Here is an 18,712-nt window from a genome sequence, read left to right on the forward strand (position 1 = left end):
GAAGGGTCAGAATCCCGCGATGCTGCCGTGCAGGTCGTACTGGTCCGCACGTTCGATCTTGGCGGTGACGATTTCGCCGACTCGTAGCGGCCGTCGGCTGGAGACGTAGACCGCGCCGTCGATCTCGGGGGCGTCGGCCTTGGAGCGGCCCTTCGAGACTGTCGTGCCGACCTCGTCGATGATGATCTGCTGCCGCGTGCCGACCTTGCGCTTCAGGCGCCGCGCCGAAATCTTCTGCTGCCGCGCCATCAGCGCGTTCCAGCGCTCCTGCTTGATCTCGTCGGGCACGGGACTGCCGATCGCATTCGAGCTCGCGCCGGCGACCGGTTCATATTTGAAACAGCCGAGGCGATCGATCTCGGCTTCCTCGAGCCAATCGAGCAAATAAGCAAAATCGGAATCGGTTTCGCCGGGGAAGCCGACGATGAAGGTCGAGCGCAGGGTCAGCTCGGGACATTGCTCGCGCCACTTCTTGATCCGCGCCAGCGTCTTTTCCTGCGCCGCCGGGCGCTTCATCGCCTTGAGCACTTCCGGGCTCGCGTGCTGAAAGGGAATGTCGAGATAGGGCAAAACCTTGCCCTCGGTCATCAGGCCGATGACCTCGTCGACATGCGGGTAGGGGTAGACATATTGCAGCCGTACCCAGGCACCGAGTTCGCCGAGTTCTTTTGCGAGGTCGAAGAACTTGGCGCGGACCTGGCGGTCCTGCCACGGGCTCTCGGCATATTTGATGTCGATGCCGTAGGCTGACGTGTCCTGCGAGATCACAAGCAGTTCCTTGACGCCGGCGGCGACCAGTTTTTCTGCCTCGCGCAGCACGTCACCCGCCGGGCGCGATACCAGGTCGCCGCGCAGCTTCGGGATGATGCAGAAACTACAGCGATTGTTGCAGCCTTCGGAAATCTTCAGGTAGGCGTAGTGCCGCGGCGTCAGCTTGACGCCCTGCGGCGGCACCAGGTCGAGATGCGGATTATGGACCGGCGGCAGCGCCCGGTGCACCGCGTCCAGCACGCTCTCATATTGCTGCGGACCCGTGATCGAGAGCACGCCCGGATAGGCGGCCTCGATCTGCTCCGGTTCCGCACCCATGCAGCCGGTGACGATGACCTTGCCGTTCTCCGCCATCGCCTCGCCGATGGCGCCGAGCGATTCCTGCTTGGCGCTGTCCAGGAACCCGCAGGTGTTAACGATAACGATGTCGGCGCCGTCATGCTTGCGCGCCAGTTCATAGCCTTCGGCCCGCAGCCGCGTGATAATGCGCTCGGAATCCACCAGCGCCTTGGGGCATCCCAATGAAACAAAGCTGATCTTGGGCGCGGCGGCCTGTTGCATATCTTATCTGCCTGATTGATCAGCACGAGCTAGTCCCAATTGCCCATAAATACAAGGCTTTGCGGGGGCTTTTGACGTGCTATGGATGCCTTTGCCGGGTTAAGAGTTGATCGATGAGCGCTGAGTCGTCACCGAAAATCGTCATTGTCGACGAAAGCCCGATCCGCGCGGCCATTCTCGAAGAGGGGCTGCGGGAGGCGGGCTTTACCCGCGTGGTCCATATCAGCGAAATGCAGAGCCTGCTGGCGCGGATCTATTCCGAAGACCCTGATGTCATCCTGATCGACCTGGAAAACCCCAGCCGCGACGTGCTGGAGGCGATGTTCCAGGTCAGCCGCGCCGTGCGCCGCCCGATCGCCATGTTCGTCGACCAGAGCGATTCCGCCTCGATCCAGGCCTCGGTCGATGCCGGCGTCTCCGCCTATATCGTCGACGGCCTGAAGAAGGAGCGGATCAAACCGATCCTCGACCTCTGCATCTCGCGCTTCAATGCTTTTTCCAAGCTGCAGGACGAACTCGACCGCACCAAATCCGCGCTGGAGGAACGCAAGGTCATCGACCGCGCCAAGGGAATCCTGATGAAAGTGAAGGGGCTCACGGAAGACGAGGCCTACGTGCTGATGCGGTCCACCGCGATGCGCGAAAAGAAGAAAATCGGCGAGATCGCGCAGTCGATCCTGACCGCGTCGGAGCTGCTGAAATGACCACACCGCTGCATATCGGCTTCATCCCGCTGGTTGACGCCTCCGCGCTGATCATTGCCGTCGACAAGGGCTTTGCCGCCGCCGAGGGGCTCGATGTCACGCTGACGCGCGAAGTGTCGTGGTCCAATGTGCGCGACAAGCTCAATATCGGCCGGTTCGACGCGGCGCACCTGCTGGCGCCGGTAGCGATCGCCTCGAGTCTCGGCCTCGGCCACGTCAAGGTGCCGATCGTGGCGCCGTTCAATCTCGGGCTCAACGGCAATGCGATCACGATATCGCCGGCCCTGCACGCGGCGATCATGGGCGAAATCGACGGCGACCCGCGCAATCCGCTGGTGACGGCGCAGGCGCTCTCTCGGCTGGTGGCTGCGCGGCGCAAGGCCGGCGCGGAGCCGCTGACGTTCGGCATGACATTTCCGTTCTCGACCCATAACTACCAGCTTCGCTTCTGGATGGCGGCGGGCGGGGTCGATCCCGACGAGGACGTCCATCTGGTGGTGCTGCCGCCGCCCTACATGGTGGACAGCCTGGCCAACGGGCATGTCGATGCGTTCTGCGTCGGCGCGCCCTGGAATTCGGTGGCCGTCGATCTCGGCGTCGGTCACATCCTGCACTTCGTCTCCGACATCCTGGTGCGTGCCGCGGAAAAGGTGCTTGCGGTCAGGCAAAGCTGGTCGGACAAGAATCCGGAAGTCCTGGCGGCCTTGATCCGGGCGGCCTCGCGCGCCGCGCATTTCATCGAGCAACCGGACAATCGCAGCGAGGCGGCGCATATCCTCGCGAAGCCGGAATATATCGGCGTCGATGCCGAAGTGATCCTGCGGACGCTGGATGGCCGGTTGAAGATTTCCCCCGACGGCAAGATCCGCGAAAGCAGCCGCTATCTGCTGGTCGGACGCGAGGGCGCCGCACGGCCCGATCCCGTACAGGCCGCCTGGCTTTACGCCCAGATGGTGCGTTGGGGGCAGACGGCGATGCGGCCGGACGCGCTCAAGACCGCCATGGGGGTGTTCAGGCCGGATCTCTATGACGCCGCCTTGGGACAGCCAGCAAAGCTCGGTAACGGTTCCGACGCGGTCGGCGCCTTTGCCGGTCCCGCCTTCACCCCCGACGATATCGCCGGACATCTGGCGGCGTTCGAGATCGGTCGCTGGAAGCCGTGAAAGCCTGACCTTGATGAGGCAAAACTAGGCATTGATATAAACTGCCTAATAATTGAGCTGGCTGCCTTCCAAGTCGCTGTGAAGCGAGCTTCAGAGTTTCACCAGCCTATTTCCAACGCTTTGATATTTTAAATAAGTTTTACGAAATCGGTTTGGCACGCAACTTGTATGTTGCAGTGCAGCCAAACCGGCGCGGATGTCGGTCGGCTCAAGTCCAAGATGGATTTCCGCAGCAACGAAGCTGGTCGGACCGAACAGGAGCAAAAGCCCGGCACCGCGGCTGCGCCGAGTTCCAAACGGTCAAACCCATTCGTTGACGCCACCGATCGTGGCCGCAGGAGCTTCGTCACGTCAGATGAAAATGGAAACGCTCACAGTCGACTTTACCGACGAGCAGAAGCGCTACCTCGAAGGCTTCACCACCGGCCTGCAGATCAGCAGCGTCGGGCGCGGGCTCGGCGGCGGTTCGGGCAGCAAGGCGAATGCCGAGCCGAGCGGGCCTGAGGCCGCGCACGTCAAGGCGCAGGACAGGGTTACCGCCTCCGGCAAGAAACTCGTCGAGCAGGAAAAGTGGAAGCGCGAGGAGCATCCGTTCGATGCCTATCCGCGGCTGAAGCAACAGGCGCTGGTCGATGCGCGGCCGTCGCCGGCGGACAATTTCCGCTGGCGCTATTACGGCCTGTTCTATGTAGGACCGGCGCAGGACTCCTACATGTGCCGGCTGCGGATCCCGAACGGCATCATGAAGCATTGGCAGTTTGCCGGCATGGCGGACCTCGCCGAACAGCTGTGCGGCCCGTTCTGCCACGTCACCACGCGGGCGAATTTGCAGGTGCGCGAAATCCCGCCGAAGAACGCCGTGGCACTCATCGAAGGCATTCAGGACCTCGGCCTGTGTTCGCGCGGCTCCGGCGCCGACAACATCCGTAACGTCACGGGGACGCCGACGGCGGGGATCGATCCGCAGGAAATTCTGGACACCCGCGAATACGCCCGCGAGTGGCATTATCACGTCCTGAACGACCGCTCGCTGACGGGGCTGCCGCGCAAGTTCAACGTCGCCTTCGACGGCGCCGGCAAGATCGCGGTGCTCGAAGACACCAACGACATCGCGTTTTCCGCCGTCGAGGTGAAAGACGGTTTTGGCGTCGAGCCCGGCGTCTGGTTCAAGCTCGGCATCGGCGGCATCACGGGCCACCGGGATTTTGCCGCCGATACCGGAATCATCGTCAAGCCGGCCGATGCGACCAGGGTGTCGGATGCCATCGTCCGTGTTTTCATCGATCTCGGGGACCGCACCAACCGGCTCAAGGCGCGTTTGAAATATGTCATCGACGGCATGGGGATGGAAAAATTCCTTGTGCTGGTCGAGGAGAAACTCGGCGACGCGTTCACGCGCGTGCCGGCGGAGGCGCTGGCGCCACGGCCCAATTTCGAGCGCACGGCCCATATCGGCGTGCACAAGCAGAAGCAGGAAGGCCTGAACTGGATCGGCGTCGCACTGCCGCTCGGCAAAGTGACCTGCGAGCAGATGCGCGGCCTCGCCAGGATCGCGCAGGATCTCGGCGATGGCGATATCCGCCTTACGGTCTGGCAGAACCTGCTGATTCCGGGGGTGCCCGACGACAAGGTCGCGCTGGCTACGGCCGCGATCGAAGCGATCGGGCTGGCGATCGGGACCTCTGAACTCCGCGCCGGCCTGATTGCCTGCACCGGCCGCGCGGGCTGCAAATTCGGCCTTGCCGACACCAAGCGCACGGCCGCCAGGATCGCGGATTGGTGCGATCCGAAGGTGCCGATCGAGACGCCGATCAACATCCATCTCACCGGCTGCCACCATTCCTGCGCGCAGCATTACATCAGCGATATCGGCATGATCGGCGCGCGTATCCCGGTCGGCGATACCGACGACACGGTCGATGGCTTTCATGTCTTTACGGGCGGCGGCTTCGGTCCGGACGCCGATGTCGGGCAGGAGGTGTTTCACGATGTCACGGCGGAGGAGGTGCCTGTCTATGTCGAGCGGCTGTTGAAGGCCTATCTGGCGCATCGCGCTTCGCCTGATGAAACCTTCCTGACGTTTGCGCGCCGCCATGACGGCGAGACGTTGCGCAAGCTGGCCGAAGCCCAGATGTCCTCGTGAAGGTGTCCTCATGAACCAGATCACGCCGCCACCCAAGATCGAGATCATTCCCTCCAGCGCGCCGTTCTCCGAAGCGCAGCGCTCGTGGCTGAACGGGTTTTTTGCCGGTCTCTTGTCCGATGCGCCGACGCCGTTGTCGGCCGAGCAGGGTGCTGCCGTCATGGATGGCGGCGATGTCGATGACGGCGCGCCGTGGCACGACCAGACCATGCCGATTGCCGACCGCATGAAACTCGCGGAAGGCCGTCCATTGCGGCGGAAGATGATGGCGGCGATGGCGCAGCAGGATTGCGGCCAGTGTGGCTACAATTGCAACGACTATTCGGACGCGATCGCCGGCAAGACCGAGGCGCGGCTCAATCTCTGCGTCCCCGGCGGCAAGGAAACCGCCCGGATGCTGAAATCGCTGTATGAAGAACTGGACAAGGCGCCGGCCGCGTCGCCATCGGCGGCTGCCGCAGCACCCGCCGCTGCCGCGCCCGCGGTCGTTGGCGAACCCGGACGCTCGCGCGACAATCCCGCGCCGGCAAAATTCCTCGGGCGCTATCTGCTCAACAAGGGCCAATCGGAAAAGGAAACCTGGCACATCGACTTCGACCTGTCGGGCTGCGGGCTCGATTATGTCGTCGGCGATTCCTTTGGCATCTTCGCCCGCAACGATCTCGGCAATGTCGATCAAATCATTGCCTTGCTCGGCGCCTCGCACACCACCGAAGTCCGTGGCAAGACCTTGCGCGAAGTGTTGCTCGACGACGTCTCGCTGGCGCCGGCGCCGGATTCGCTGTTCGAACTGATCTCCTACCTTACCGGCGGCGCGCAGCGCGAGAAGGCGAGGGCGCTGGCGCAGGGCGAGGATCCCGACGGCGATGCCGCGACGCTCGACGTGATGGCGGTGCTGCAGAAATTTCCCAACGTGCGGCCGCATCCCGAAGCCTTCGTCGAAGCGCTGGAAGCGTTGCAGCCGCGGCTCTATTCGATCTCTTCGTCGCACAATGCGACGCCTGGAAAACTCTCGCTGACGGTGGACTGCGTTCGCTACGTCATCAACAAGCGCAAGCGGCTCGGCCTTGCCTCCACCTTCCTCGCCGAACGCATCCAGCCCGGCGACGAGGTCAAGGTCTATGTGCAGAAGGCCCACGGCTTTGCGCTGCCGGAGGATCCGAAAATTCCGATCATCATGATCGGGCCGGGCACCGGCATCGCGCCGTTCCGCGCCTTCCTGCATGATCGCCGCGCCACCGGCGCGCCCGGCAAGAACTGGCTGTTCTTCGGCCATCAGCGCAGCGACTGCGACTTCTTCTACCAGGACGAACTCAACGCGATGAAGACGTCGGGGCTGTTGACGCGGCTGTCGCTGGCGTGGTCGCGCGACGGCGACAAGAAGTTCTACGTGCAGGACCGCATGCGCGAAGTCGGCCGCGAGGTGTGGACGTGGCTCGCCGAGGGCGCCAACGTCTACATCTGCGGCGACGCCAAGCGGATGGCCAAGGACGTCGAGCGCGCGCTGGTCGATATCGTCGCCCAGTTCGGCGCCCGATCCACCGACGAGGCCGTCCTGTTCGTCGCGGAACTCAAGAAAAAGGGCCGGTTCCAGCAGGACGTTTACTGAGGGGGCACAATCGTAGCCCCGCGGGTTCCAATTCGCTCAAATCGGCCCGAATAAAATTCTCACCCGAATTCGGTCGAGAGAATTTTTCACTGGAAAGTGAGTCCGGAGGAGGGGCCGTATCACTATTTTTCGGGCCCGCTTGCAAGTTGGCGCGAACGATATTCCATATGCAGCCCATGCTGCGTTGGAGATCGACGATGCGCGAACTATCGGCGGAGGCCCGCCTGCACATTTATGCACGTTCCCTGTCCCGGCGGACCGGAACGGGATTCCATACCGCCGCGCTCTATAGCTCGCTCGCGCTCATCGCGGCCATCGTTTTCGGCTCGCTCTCGGTTCACCCGTTCTAAGGCTCTATTTTTTTGACGCGTTTTCTTGACGCGAACCGGTACCCATCCCCGGATCAAGTCCGAGGACATGCTTCGCTTGAAAACGCTATGTCCTACGGCCAGGCTGCGTAAGATGCGCCGCGCCGCATTTGCTCCAGTCGAGAACGACGCCGGTAGGCGCCCGGTGAAACACCCTGGTGTTTGCGAAAGAACCGGCTGAAATAACCGGGATCACGAAATCCAAGACCGTAACCGATTTGCTCGACCGGAAGATCGAGTTGCTGCAGGCGCGTGCAGGCTTCCTCGATCAGTCGCAGATGCACGACGGCGCGAGGGCTGACGCCTTTCTCGCGTTTGCAGTGGGCGTGCAGCTTGTCCTCGGTAACGCCAAGTGCGGCCGCATAGCGCGCGACCTGCCAGCCATCGCGGTAATGCAATTCGACCATCTGCAGAAAATTTCCGACCAGGCGGGTGCCGTCACCTCGGTGCGCGGCTTCGTCGGGCGCTTCACCTGAGATGACGGAGCGCCACAGATGCAGGCAAAGCAGCAGCACGTGAGATGACATCATCGTCGCGGTGCCGCGCCCGGGAGAATGCAGTTCGCGCACCAGCGCATCGCAGCCATGGATCACGGCGTTGAAAGCTTCGCCGACCTGTCCCGCCTTCAAGAGCACAAGCCGGTCGATGGTGCGGCGGAGGTGAAGCGCCTCGGCGCTGCCGGCGACGGTTTTGGTGAGAAAGTCTTCGGAGATCGCGATCAGATAGCCTTGCGCGCCGGCTTCGACCTGCAGATCGCCCTCGAGATCGGCCGGCAGCCAGAGCAGCGCCGGCGCCTCAAATGCGACATGGGTGCCACGCAGCGCGACGGCGCCGCGCCGCGCCTCGATCACCATGAGGTGGGAACGGCGAAGTCCGCGCTGACGAATGACCCATTGGGCCGGCGCAAGGCTGGCGGAAAACCGCTCCGCATGGAGGGCCGGAATCGGCTTCTCCGCAAAGGCTTCCAGCCCCGAACCCAACTGCATGGCATCCCCCAACCGTGACAATCTACCGCTTGTCGCAGGCGCTCTTTGACGGAAGGATACAATCAATCCCCGGATACGTCCAATTCTATGCCCCGAGCGCTCCCATAGGCTGCATCCGGTCGAACGCCGCTCCAAGGCGATGGACGCAAAAGTCTCTGGGAGGAGAACATGGGGTCATCAGTCACCCGCTTCGCAGCGGGATTACTCGCCGTCACCGGGGCGGCCCTTTTCGCAGCCGACGGACCGGCACTGGCACAAAGCTCGGTCAAGATCGGCTACGCGCTTTCGCGCACCGGCCCCAATGCCGGCGGTGCTGCGGTGACGACGCTGCCGAACTACGAAATGTGGGTGAAGGAAGTGAACGCCGCGGGCGGCCTGAAGCTCGGTGACAAGCGGGTGCCGATCGAGGTTGTCCAATATGACGATCGCTCCAGCGCCGAAGAAGCGGCGCGGTCGCTCGAGCGGCTGATCACCCAGGACAAGGTTGACTTCATCCTGCCGCCGTGGGGCACCGGCCTCAATCTCGCGGTCGGGCCGATCCTCAACAAGGCCGGCTATCCGCATCTCGCATCCACGGCGGTGACCGACCGCGCGCCTGAACTGGCCAAACGCTGGCCCAACAGTTTCTGGCTGCTCGGCACCAGCGCCGGCGCTGCCAACACGCTGGTGGATCTGCTGGTCAAGCTGCGCACCGAAGGCAAGATCGGCGACACCGTCGCCATGGTCAGCGTCGCCGACGGTTTTGGCATTGATCTGTCGGGCGCCGCGCGTCCGGCGTTGGCAAAAGCCAATTTCAAGCTGGCCTATGACAAGACCTATCCGGTCGGCACGCAAGACCTCAGCCCGATCGTCAACGAGGTCAAGGCGCTCAATCCGGATGTCTTCATCGCGTTCAGCTACCCGCCGGATACGCTCGGGATCACCGAACAGGCGCGGATCGCAAGCTTCAATCCAAAAATCTTCTACACCGGCGTCGGTACTGCTTTCCCGCTGTTCAAGCAGAAGTTTGGCGCCAATGCGCAGGGCGTGATGGGGATCGGCGGCTGGAGCGGCGACAGTGCGCCGATCAAGGATTACCTGGCGCGCCACAAGGCGGCAGCGGCGAACGGCGCGGAGCCGGATCGCTGGGCCAGTGCGGTGACCTACGCCAGCCTGCAGATGCTGCAGCAGGCGATCGAACGCGTAGGCAAGATCGACCGTGAGGCCGTCATCAAGGATCTGCAGACCGGGACCTTCGATACCATCATCGGCAAGGTCAAGTTCGAGAACAACCTGCCGACCAGATATTGGTGGGTCGGGCAGTGGCAGGACGGCGAATTCTACGGCGTCGCACCGGCCAGCAACGAAGGGGCGCGTACGCCTGTTATTCCGAAGCCGGCATGGAAGGCGCCGTGATCGGCGATTGGTCCAGACGGCACTGAGTAGATGACGAACGCCATCTTCACCGGCCTGATGCTCGGGGGCATGTACGCGCTGATCGCCATGGGGCTGACGCTCCAATATGGCGTGGCGCGGATCATGAACCTGTCCTACGGCGAGTTTCTCGTCGCGGCAGCCTTTGCGTCCTACTGGTTGTTCACGGGATGGGCATTGAACCCGTTGCTTGGACTGGCGCTCGTCATTCCCGCCGGTTTCGGCGTGAGCCTGTTGCTGTACCGCGTCCTGCTCACGCCACTGGTGCGCAGGGCAAGGACGCGGGGCGCGCTCGAAGTCGACAGCATTCTGGCGACCTTCGGCATGATGTTCATCGTCCAGGGCATCATGCTGTCGATGTTCGGCGGCGCCTACTTCAGCTACTCCTTCCTGGCGATCCCGGTCAGCCTGTTCGGTGAAATCCTCGCATTGAACCGGCTGATCGCGTTCGGCCTCGCGGTCGCCGTCGGGCTGGCGCTGTATCTGGCGCTGACCCGCACCCGGCTCGGCACATCGATCCGCGCGGTTGCGGTCGACCCCATGGCCGCGCAGCTGGTGGCGATCGATGTGGTCAGGACGTCCGCATTCGCATTCGCGCTAGGCGGCGCGCTGGTGGCTGCAGCCGGCGTTCTGATCAGCATGTTTCTGACATTCAGCGCTTCGTCGGGCGTGATCTTCACCATGAAGGCGCTGATCGTGGTCGTGATGGGCGGCGTCGGGAATCTGCTCGGTTGTCTCGTCGCCGGACTGGCGCTGGGCTTAAGTGAATCGCTGGTCGCGACCTTCGTCGATCCGGGCCTGACGCTGGCGGTGAATTTTGCGCTGTTCCTCGGCGTCCTGCTGGTCAAGCCGGCGGGGCTGTTCGGGAGGGCGCAGCGATGAGCGCAATGCGCCTTGCCGCCGCGCTCGCGGCCTGCGTTGGCCTTGCCGTGCTGGCGCTGCTGCCAATGTACGTCGATGCGTACTATCTCGCGCTCGCGATCGGCCTCTTGCAATTTACCGTGCTGGCGACCGCATGGGGCCTGTTCTCCGGACCGACGCGTTATGTCTCGCTGGCGACGACGGCGTTTTTCGGGGTCGGCGCCTATACGGTGGCCGTGCTCGGCGAACTGCTTTCCTGGCCGCTAGTGCTGCTGATCGCGACCGCGATCGGCGCACTGATGGCCGTCATCGTCGGCCTTTCCACGCTGCGGCTCAGCGGTCTGCATTTCGTGATCTTCACGTTCGGACTGGCCGAACTCATTCACCAGCTCGTGATCTGGTACGAGGTCAACAAGACCCGCGTGCTCGGCCGCTACGTGTTCGTCGACATCACCCAGAAGGATATCTACTGGCAGCTTCTCGTGCTTGCGGTCGCGGTGTTCGTGATCGGCTGGCTGATCGCGCGCTCGCGGCTCGGCTTTGCGCTGCGCATCATCGGCGAGGACGAGACCGTCGCAAAACATTGCGGGATCAACGTCACCGTCGCCAAGGTGACGCTGTTCACGATCAGCGCCGTCTTCATGACGCTGGTCGGCGCGATCATGGCGCCGCGCTGGACCTATATCGAACCCTCGATTGCGTTCAACGCCACGATTTCCTTTGAAGTCGTGATCATGGCGCTGTTGGGCGGCGCGCACCGGCTGTGGGGACCGGCGCTCGGCGCCATTCCGCTGACATTGCTGTTCGAGTTCCTGGCGGCGCGGTTTCCGACCGCCTCGACGCTGATCATGGGCGTCATCTTTCTGCTGATCGTATACGCGCTGCCCGCCGGCGTCGTTGGCCTGTGGGACAATTTCAGGCGGCAATGGCGGCCGCAGCGCATCGAGCAGGGGGCCAAGGCATGACCGCCGCAGCCTCCACCGTTCTGGAGATCAAGGGTCTGGTCCGGGCGTTCGGCGGCCTTGTCGCCGTCAATGCGCTGGATATGACGGTCGGGTCCGGCGAGATCGTTGGATTGCTGGGGCCGAACGGGTCGGGCAAGACCACCGCGCTCAATCTCGTCTCGGGCGTGCTGCGTCCGGATTCCGGCGCGATCCACTTCGCCGGGCACGACATTGCGGGGATGGCGACGCACCGCATCGCGCGCCTTGGCCTGGGGCGTACCTTTCAATTGGTCCGCGTGCTCGACGGCATGAACTGTGCCGAGAATGTCAGGGCGGGTCTCGCTTTTCACCCGGCACGCCTCGCACGCGGCGAAATGGACGCTGCCGCCATCCGGTTGCTGGAGCGGGTCGGGTTGAAAGATGCCGATCAGCGCCTGGCAACCGAGCTGACCTATATCGACCGCAAGCGCCTTGAGCTGGCGCGTGCGCTTGCACTGAAGCCACGGCTTCTTCTGCTCGATGAATGGCTGGCTGGACTCAATCCTTCCGAATTGCTGATCGGCATCGCGCTGATCCGCTCGTTGAAGGAGGAAGGCCTGTCGATCCTGCTCGTTGAACACGTCATGGACGCGATCCGCTCGCTTTGCGATCGCTGCGTGGTCATGAACAGCGGCCGAAAGATTGCCGAGGGAACGCCGGACAAGGTGCTGTCCGATCCCGCCGTCATCGAGGCCTATCTGGGAGCGGCAGCCGATGCTTGAGGTAGCGGATATCAGCGTCGCCTACGGCCAGCATCGCGCATTGACGGACGCCGCGCTGAACGTGGGCCGCGGCGAAATCGTCGTCATCCTCGGCGCCAATGGCGCGGGGAAAACCTCTCTGCTGAAAGCCATCGCCGGCATCGTGGCCTGCCTTCCCGGCAAGCGCGTCACGCTTTCGGGACGCGATATCTCCGCTCTTCCGGCCCACGAGATTGTCGAGGCTGGTCTGGCGCTGGTGCCGGAAGGTCGCGGCATCTTTGCCGATTTGACGGTCGCGGAAAACTTGTTGCTGGGCGCCAACCCGAAGCGCGCGCGTGACGGGGAGGCTGCGCGGCGGGAGCGGGTGCTGTCGCTGTTTCCGCGCCTCGGTGAACGGCTCGGACAGACGGTGCGGACCATGAGCGGCGGCGAGCAGCAGATGGTCGCGATCGGTCGCGCGCTGATGTCCAATCCCGACGTTCTCCTGCTGGACGAGCCCTCGCTCGGCCTGTCGCCGCTATTGGTGCGCGAATTGTTCGCAAGCCTTCGCAAGGTGCGCGAGAGCGGCGTCGGCCTGCTGCTGGTCGAACAGAACGCGCGCGAAAGCCTCGCCATCGCCGATCGCGGCTATCTCATCGAGAACGGCAAGATCACCGGCAGCGGCACGGGGACGGAGCTGATGTCCAACGATGCCGTACAGCGTGCCTATCTCGGCGGAATTGTCGCAAGCGCGGTTTGAAATTCACGAAAATAACCTGAAAACACGGAGGATCACGCCATGAACCAGATCAGTCTGCTGCTCGAAAACCAGGACGTTCAGGCTGTTGACGGCGTCACGTTCGATCGCCTCAACCCCATCACGGGCGAAGTCGCTACCCGCGCTTCCGCCGCGCAGATATCCGATGCCAAACGCGCTGCCGATGCAGCCGCGGCCGCGTTCCCGGCATGGTCGGCGACCGGACCGGGCCTGCGCAGAAAGATCCTGCTCAAGGCAGCCGACGCGCTCGAAGCCAAGACGGCGCAGTTCATCGAACTGATGGCGACCGAAACCGGCGCCACCGCCGGCTGGGCCGGGTTCAATGTGGGTCTTGCCGCGGGGATGCTGCGCGAAGCGGCCGCCATGACGACGCAGATTTCGGGCGAGGTGATCCCGTCGGACAAGCCGGGCTGCATCGCGATGGCCGTTCGGCAGCCGGCCGGCGTCGTGCTCAGCATCGCGCCCTGGAACGCCCCGGTGATCCTCGGCGTCCGCGCAGTAGCGTTGCCGCTCGCGTGCGGCAACACGGTTATTCTGAAGGCCTCGGAGATCTGCCCGGGCACACACCGTTTGATCGCCGAATGCCTGCGCGATGCCGGTTTGCCGCCCGGCGTGGTCAACGTCATCACGAACGCGCCGGAAGATGCGCCTGATCTGATCGAGGCCCTGATTGCCCATCCCGCCGTGCGCCGCATCAACTTCACCGGTTCGACCCGCGTCGGCCGCATCATCGCCCAGACGGCGGCAAAATATCTCAAGCCGGCACTGCTCGAGCTCGGCGGCAAGGCGCCGCTGATCGTGCTCGATGATGCGGATATCGATGCCGCGGTCGCTGCTGCCGCTTTCGGCGCGTTCATGAACCAGGGACAGATCTGCATGTCGACGGAACGGATCGTGCTCGACAACAAGGTCGCCGACGCCTTCGTCGCCAAGCTGGCGACCAAGGCCGACTCGCTGGTGGCGGGCGATCCGCGCAAGGGCGGCACACCTCTGGGATCGCTGATCGGCGCGGATGCCGTCGATCGTATCCAGGGTCTGATCAAGGACGCGGTAGCTAAGGGCGCGCGCGTCGTCGCCGGCGGCCGGTCGGAGGGGACGTTGATGTCGGCCACCGTGCTCGATCACGTCACCTCTGTCATGCGAATTTATGGCGAGGAATCGTTTGGTCCGGTGGTCAGCATCGTGCGTGTGAACAGCGTCGATGAGGCCGTGCGGGTCGCGAACGACACCGAGTATGGATTGTCAGCGGCAGTGTTCGGCCGCGATATCGCGCGCGCAATGGACGTCGCCAAAAGGATCGAGTCGGGCATTTGTCATGTCAACGGGCCGACGGTACACGACGAAGCGCAAATGCCGTTCGGGGGTACGAAGGCGTCCGGTTATGGCCGTTTCGGCGGCAAGGCAGGCATCGCCGAGTTCACCGAACTGCGCTGGATCACCATCGAGACCGGCCCGCAGCACTATCCGATCTGAGTCTGGGCAGGGATCGCGCCGCGGAAATCCCGCGGCGTGACGCCAAAGAAACTCTTGAACGTCCGGCTCGCGTGCGCGCCGTCGGCGAAACCGCATTGCATGGCGAGCGCCGCAATTGAAGTTTGCGACAGGGCAGGTTGCTGCAGCAGGTTTCGAAAGTGGTCGACGCGCAGCTGGAGCACGTGGCGTTCAAACGTCGTTTGCTGGTCGGCAAAGACGCGATGCAAGGTTCGCTCCGAAACGCCGAACGCACTTGCAATCGCCGGGGCCGGCCGGATCGCCGCAATGTTGGCCCTCAGATAGGTGTCGATCAAGCCAAACAGCTCGGTGCGGGTAAGCCCGTGGTCGTCACCCGTTGCGAGACGAAGCAGGGTCGACAGATAAGCGACGATATCCGTTTCGGCCTGGCCCGGCCGCGCATCCGACAGCTGGATGGCCGCGCGAATGAACGCCGCGATCGAGCGCGCGATGGCGCCGGACAACGGAACGGGTCTTGCGCATAGAAGCTCGGCTTGCGGAAACATCCGGAGCAGCGTCGCGGCGGGAACCGTTGCGATCAGCACTTCGGAACGCTGTTCGGGTCCATCGAGCCGATCCTCGAACGGCCGCCGCGCGTCATAGAGTACGCCATATCCCGGCTGGATCGTGCCTTCGTTACCGGCCTGCGCCATCGAGCTTCGCCCGCGACGTTGAAAATCGAACATGAATTCGTCCGAGCCCGCCTTGCTCACGAGCTTTGCGTCGCGGCTGTAGCATTGCGGGCTGCTGTCAAAACGCACGAGCTTGACGCTGCCGACTTCCACGAACTCGAAGTGACCGCTGACCCGCGTCGGACCGATCGGCCTGGTCTCGATATGGGCGAAGGATCGACAGATCGACTCGGTCCAGAACGCCTGGCGTTCGGCGGGGTGAATTTGGTCTGTCGAGACGCTGATCGGCATCGCGGATGCGGTTCCACACAGTGATGGCTCACCGTCGCCCGAATTCGGTCCGGCTGGCAAGGTCGAAAAGCTGGCAGGTTCGTTCAAGACGCTGCATCCTGGCTACCCTAACGTGCGGTCTAATGTTGCAAGGCGCGAATATGGACCTGACGAGAGAACCGGCCGCCACGGCCGTCACGCATCCCCTTGATTCCCTTAGCGAGGCCGAGGTTACGCTGGCGTCTGAACTGCTGCGCGACGCCAAGCAACTTGGTCCGGATACCCGCTTCTCCCACGTCCAGCTTGAGGAACCGGCCAAGGCCGACATCCTGGGTTGGACACCCGGCACCAATTTGCCGAGGCAGGCGGCGGTCACGCTGTTCGACTGCAAGACCGGGGCGACCCATATCGCGACCGTGGATCTCGGGTCACGGCAGGTGACGGCATGGCGCGAGCATCCGACCAAGGCGCATCCTTATGGCCAGCCCCCGGTCACGATCGAGGAAGTGTTCAAGGTCGGCGATATCGTCAAGCGCGATGCCGGATGGCGGCACGCGATGAAGCGACGCGGGCTGACGGACGAGGACATTGAACTGGTCCAGGTCGATCCGTTCTCAGCCGGTTATTTCGACCGGGACGTCGAGAAGGGCCGCAGGCTTGTCAGTGGGGTTTCCTTTTGGCGCCGCGATATCAAGGACAATGGCTATGCCCATCCGATCGAGGGTGTGGTTGCGCTGGTCGATCTGATCGAGGACAAGGTCGTGCAGCTCGTGGACGAGCCGGAAATCGTTCCGATCCCGAAGCGGTCGCGCAACTATGATCGCGCATCGATCCCGAAAATGCGCGAGGACGTCAAGCCGCTCGACATCGTGCAGAAAGACGGTCCCGGCTTCTCCGTCGAGGGTTGGAAGGTTTCCTGGCAGAACTGGTCGTTCCGCGTCGGCTGGACCGCGCGCGAAGGCCTCGTGCTGCATCAGATCGGCTTCAACGACAGCGGACGCGAGCGGCCGATCATCTATCGGGCCAGTGTCAGCGATATGATCGTGCCCTATGCCGATCCGACCGCGAACCACTTCTGGAAGTGTGCATTTGACGCCGGCGAGTACGGTTTAGGCAAACTTGCCAACGCGCTGGAACTCGGCTGCGACTGCCTCGGGCAAATCCATTATTTCGACGTTCCGGTCGCCGACGATTACGGCAAGCCGGTTGTCATGAAGAACGCGATCTGCCTGCACGAGGAGGATTACGGCATCCTCTGGAAGCACTATGAATTCCGCAACGAGACCTTCGAGGTGCGGCGCTCCCGCCGTCTCGTGATCTCGTTCTTCACGACCGTCGGCAATTATGATTACGGCTTCTACTGGTATTTCTATCAGGACGGCACGATCCAGCTTGAAGTCAAGCTGACCGGCATTATCCAGACCGCGGCGGTAGCGCCCGGTCAATCCTATCCCTGGGGTGGCATGGTCGCGGCAGGGCTGGGCGGTCCGACGCACCAGCACTTCTTCAACGCCCGCCTGCACATGATGGTCGATGGCGAGCGCAACAGCGTCACCGAGCACGAATTCAAGCCGCGGCCCTTTGGCACGGACAATCCATACGGCAACGTGTTCGACACCACAGCGCGAACGCTCGCGTGCGAACAGGATGCGGCCCGCGAGGCAGACGGCCGCACCGGGCGCTACTGGAAGATCATCAATCCCAACCAAACCAACAGCGTCGGCGGGCCGACCGGGTACAAGCTGCTGGCGCATGCGGCGCCTGTCATGCTGGCGCAGGAAAACTGTTACATGACCGCGCGCGGCGGCTTTGCCACCAAGCACCTCTGGGTCACGCGCTATGCGCCCGACGAACGCTATGCCAGCGGCGAATTCCCGAACCAGCATGCCGGCGGTGACGGTCTGCCGAAATACGTGGCGCAGAACCGCGGAATCGAAAACGAGGACATCGTGGTTTGGCACACTTTCGGCGCCACCCATGTCTGCCGGCCCGAAGATTTCCCGGTCATGCCGGTCGAATATGTCGGCTTCGCCCTCAAGCCGAACGGCTTCTTCGCCGAGAATCCGGCGATGGATTTGCCGCCTGATCGCAACGACGCAAGCCGCGACGTCAGGGAGAAGGGGGCGTGCTGCGCCTGACACGCGACTGGTTTCGCATCCGATCCAAACAGGAGATGGGCCATGAACCGCAGGAAGCTTCTCAGGGTCGCCGGTCTTGCCGCCGCCGCAACGGCTGTCAGCGCGCCCGCCATCGCGCAGTCCACTCCGACGCTGCGCTGGCGGTTGACGACGTCGTTCCCAAAATCCCTCGATACGCTCTATGGCGCGTGCGAGATGTTCAGCAAGGCCATGGCCGATCTCTCGGAGCAAAAATTCCAGATCAGCGTCTATGGCCCGGGCGAAATCGTGCCGGCGTTCCAGGTGTTCGATGCAGTGGCCAACAACACCGTGGAGATGGGGAACAGCGCGTCCTACTACTACATCGGCAAGGATCTGGCGTTCGCGTTCGGCACAGCGGTGCCGTTCGGGCTCAACACGCGGCAAATGAATGCCTGGCTCGCCTATGGTGGCGGGCTCGAACTCATGAACGAACTTTACAAGCCTTACGGCATCTACGGCCTGCCGTTCGGCAACACGACCGCGCAGATGGGCGGCTGGTTCCGCAAGGAGATCAAGACCCTCGATGATTTGAAGGGTCTGAAGTTCCGGGTCGGCGGTGTGGCCGGGCAGGTGCTGGCCCGCATTGGCGTCGTGCCGCAGCAGATTCCGCCGGGGGATATCTACCCCGCGCTTGAGAAGGGCACGATCGACGCTGCCGAATGGATCGGCCCCTACGACGACGAGAAGCTCGGCTTCCTCAAGGTCGCGCCCTATTACTATTATCCCGGCTGGTGGGAAGGCTGCGCCAACGGCTTTCTCTACATCAACACGGCGAAGTGGGCGGAGCTTCCAAAAGTCTATCAGGACATGATGACGATCGCGGCCGCGCAGGTGGCCGCCGACCTGACCGCCAAATACGATACCCGCAACGCCCAGGCGATCAAACGCCTGGTCGCGGCCGGCGCGCAGCTTCGGCCGTTCTCGACCGACATCCTCGACGCCTGCTTCAAGGAGACCAATGAGCTGTTTGCGGAGGTCGCGGCCAAGAACACCAAGTTTAAAGCCCTGAACGACTCCATGACGGCGTTCCGCAACGAGCAATATCAGTGGCATCAGGTCTGTGAAGCCACCTACGACAATTACATGATCCGGCGAAGCCGCGGCTAGGCTGACATCGCCGGCGGCTCGCCAGAACCGGGG

At 63.2% G+C, this 18,712-nt stretch carries 16 protein-coding genes; 13 read left to right on the top strand and 3 right to left on the bottom strand.

The features are described 5' to 3' along the window. Positions 1-6 precede the first annotated feature (6 nt). Positions 7-1,332, bottom strand: a complete 1,326-nt coding sequence (gene rimO / locus JQ629_RS00800) for a 30S ribosomal protein S12 methylthiotransferase RimO (RefSeq protein ID WP_212410464.1) — start codon at positions 1,330-1,332, stop codon at positions 7-9. A 113-nt stretch (positions 1,333-1,445) separates the two neighbouring features. Here rimO and JQ629_RS00805 point away from each other — a divergent pair, with 113 nt between their 5' ends. From JQ629_RS00805 to JQ629_RS00825, 5 genes are all read left to right on the top strand, one after another. Next, on the top strand, positions 1,446-2,036 hold the full coding sequence (locus tag JQ629_RS00805; RefSeq protein WP_212031559.1) for an ANTAR domain-containing response regulator: 591 nt from the start codon (positions 1,446-1,448) through the stop codon (positions 2,034-2,036). Beyond that, a complete protein-coding gene (locus tag JQ629_RS00810) occupies positions 2,033-3,199 on the top strand; it encodes a CmpA/NrtA family ABC transporter substrate-binding protein (RefSeq protein ID WP_212410465.1) in 1,167 nt (388 codons plus the stop codon). Before JQ629_RS00805 ends, JQ629_RS00810 begins: the two co-directional genes overlap by 4 nt. A gap of 355 nt (positions 3,200-3,554) precedes the next feature. Then, positions 3,555-5,342 (top strand): NirA family protein, encoded by a 1,788-nt coding sequence (locus JQ629_RS00815; RefSeq protein ID WP_212410466.1) that lies wholly within the window; start codon positions 3,555-3,557, stop codon positions 5,340-5,342. Between the two features lie 10 nt (positions 5,343-5,352). Continuing rightward, a complete protein-coding gene (locus JQ629_RS00820) occupies positions 5,353-6,951 on the top strand; it encodes a sulfite reductase subunit alpha (protein WP_212410467.1) in 1,599 nt (532 codons plus the stop codon). Positions 6,952-7,148: 197 nt separating this feature from the next. Then, complete coding sequence (locus JQ629_RS00825) at positions 7,149-7,301, top strand: hypothetical protein (protein ID WP_212410468.1); 153 nt, start codon at positions 7,149-7,151, stop codon at positions 7,299-7,301. 92 nt (positions 7,302-7,393) lie between these two features. On the opposite strand, the gene JQ629_RS00830 is transcribed toward JQ629_RS00825, so the two are convergent. Further along, entirely contained in the window at positions 7,394-8,305 is a 912-nt protein-coding gene (locus JQ629_RS00830; RefSeq protein ID WP_212410469.1) for a helix-turn-helix domain-containing protein, read from the bottom strand. Positions 8,306-8,473: 168 nt separating this feature from the next. Here JQ629_RS00830 and JQ629_RS00835 point away from each other — a divergent pair, with 168 nt between their 5' ends. Genes JQ629_RS00835 through JQ629_RS00860 form a run of 6 tightly spaced genes read left to right on the top strand, consistent with a single transcriptional unit; the run spans position 8,474 to position 14,493 of the window. After that, positions 8,474-9,700 (top strand): amino acid ABC transporter substrate-binding protein, encoded by a 1,227-nt coding sequence (locus JQ629_RS00835; protein WP_212410470.1) that lies wholly within the window; start codon positions 8,474-8,476, stop codon positions 9,698-9,700. Between the two features lie 30 nt (positions 9,701-9,730). Further along, positions 9,731-10,600, top strand: coding sequence for a branched-chain amino acid ABC transporter permease (locus JQ629_RS00840; protein ID WP_249133094.1), 870 nt, complete (start codon positions 9,731-9,733; stop codon positions 10,598-10,600). Then, on the top strand, positions 10,597-11,544 hold the full coding sequence (locus JQ629_RS00845) for a branched-chain amino acid ABC transporter permease (RefSeq protein WP_502752128.1): 948 nt from the start codon (positions 10,597-10,599) through the stop codon (positions 11,542-11,544). Before JQ629_RS00840 ends, JQ629_RS00845 begins: the two co-directional genes overlap by 4 nt. Next, positions 11,541-12,284 carry an ABC transporter ATP-binding protein gene (locus JQ629_RS00850; RefSeq protein ID WP_212410472.1) on the top strand — a complete coding sequence of 248 codons (744 nt, stop codon included), beginning with the start codon at positions 11,541-11,543 and terminating at the stop codon, positions 12,282-12,284. The genes JQ629_RS00845 and JQ629_RS00850 overlap by 4 nt, the downstream gene beginning before the upstream one ends. Then, positions 12,277-13,002, top strand: coding sequence for an ABC transporter ATP-binding protein (locus JQ629_RS00855; RefSeq protein ID WP_212410474.1), 726 nt, complete (start codon positions 12,277-12,279; stop codon positions 13,000-13,002). The genes JQ629_RS00850 and JQ629_RS00855 overlap by 8 nt, the downstream gene beginning before the upstream one ends. Before the next feature lie 39 nt (positions 13,003-13,041). After that, complete coding sequence (locus tag JQ629_RS00860; protein ID WP_212410475.1) at positions 13,042-14,493, top strand: aldehyde dehydrogenase; 1,452 nt, start codon at positions 13,042-13,044, stop codon at positions 14,491-14,493. On the opposite strand, the gene JQ629_RS00865 is transcribed toward JQ629_RS00860, so the two are convergent. Continuing rightward, positions 14,481-15,521, bottom strand: a complete 1,041-nt coding sequence (locus JQ629_RS00865; RefSeq protein ID WP_212410477.1) for a helix-turn-helix domain-containing protein — start codon at positions 15,519-15,521, stop codon at positions 14,481-14,483. The genes JQ629_RS00860 and JQ629_RS00865 overlap by 13 nt on opposite strands. 53 nt (positions 15,522-15,574) lie before the next feature. On the opposite strand from JQ629_RS00865, the gene JQ629_RS00870 reads away from it, so the two are divergent. Continuing rightward, complete coding sequence (locus JQ629_RS00870; protein ID WP_212410480.1) at positions 15,575-17,551, top strand: primary-amine oxidase; 1,977 nt, start codon at positions 15,575-15,577, stop codon at positions 17,549-17,551. Positions 17,552-17,593: 42 nt separating this feature from the next. Continuing rightward, positions 17,594-18,679 (top strand): TRAP transporter substrate-binding protein, encoded by a 1,086-nt coding sequence (locus JQ629_RS00875; protein WP_212410482.1) that lies wholly within the window; start codon positions 17,594-17,596, stop codon positions 18,677-18,679. Positions 18,680-18,712 lie beyond the last annotated feature (33 nt).

This window comes from Bradyrhizobium sp. AUGA SZCCT0222 (assembly GCF_018130205.1).
Taxonomy (GTDB): Bacteria; Pseudomonadota; Alphaproteobacteria; order Rhizobiales; family Xanthobacteraceae; genus Bradyrhizobium.

Bases quoted from the DNA above. Each gene is read 5' to 3' on its own strand.
- rimO (WP_212410464.1), bottom strand. From the start codon at position 1,332: ATGCAACAGGCCGCCGCGCCCAAGATCAGCTTTGTTTCATTGGGATGC.
- JQ629_RS00805 (WP_212031559.1), top strand. From the start codon at position 1,446: ATGAGCGCTGAGTCGTCACCGAAAATCGTCATTGTCGACGAAAGCCCG.
- JQ629_RS00810 (WP_212410465.1), top strand. From the start codon at position 2,033: ATGACCACACCGCTGCATATCGGCTTCATCCCGCTGGTTGACGCCTCC.
- JQ629_RS00815 (WP_212410466.1), top strand. From the start codon at position 3,555: ATGAAAATGGAAACGCTCACAGTCGACTTTACCGACGAGCAGAAGCGC.
- JQ629_RS00820 (WP_212410467.1), top strand. From the start codon at position 5,353: ATGAACCAGATCACGCCGCCACCCAAGATCGAGATCATTCCCTCCAGC.
- JQ629_RS00825 (WP_212410468.1), top strand. From the start codon at position 7,149: ATGCGCGAACTATCGGCGGAGGCCCGCCTGCACATTTATGCACGTTCC.
- JQ629_RS00830 (WP_212410469.1), bottom strand. From the start codon at position 8,305: ATGCAGTTGGGTTCGGGGCTGGAAGCCTTTGCGGAGAAGCCGATTCCG.
- JQ629_RS00835 (WP_212410470.1), top strand. From the start codon at position 8,474: ATGGGGTCATCAGTCACCCGCTTCGCAGCGGGATTACTCGCCGTCACC.
- JQ629_RS00840 (WP_249133094.1), top strand. From the start codon at position 9,731: ATGACGAACGCCATCTTCACCGGCCTGATGCTCGGGGGCATGTACGCG.
- JQ629_RS00845 (WP_502752128.1), top strand. From the start codon at position 10,597: ATGAGCGCAATGCGCCTTGCCGCCGCGCTCGCGGCCTGCGTTGGCCTT.
- JQ629_RS00850 (WP_212410472.1), top strand. From the start codon at position 11,541: ATGACCGCCGCAGCCTCCACCGTTCTGGAGATCAAGGGTCTGGTCCGG.
- JQ629_RS00855 (WP_212410474.1), top strand. From the start codon at position 12,277: ATGCTTGAGGTAGCGGATATCAGCGTCGCCTACGGCCAGCATCGCGCA.
- JQ629_RS00860 (WP_212410475.1), top strand. From the start codon at position 13,042: ATGAACCAGATCAGTCTGCTGCTCGAAAACCAGGACGTTCAGGCTGTT.
- JQ629_RS00870 (WP_212410480.1), top strand. From the start codon at position 15,575: ATGGACCTGACGAGAGAACCGGCCGCCACGGCCGTCACGCATCCCCTT.
- JQ629_RS00875 (WP_212410482.1), top strand. From the start codon at position 17,594: ATGAACCGCAGGAAGCTTCTCAGGGTCGCCGGTCTTGCCGCCGCCGCA.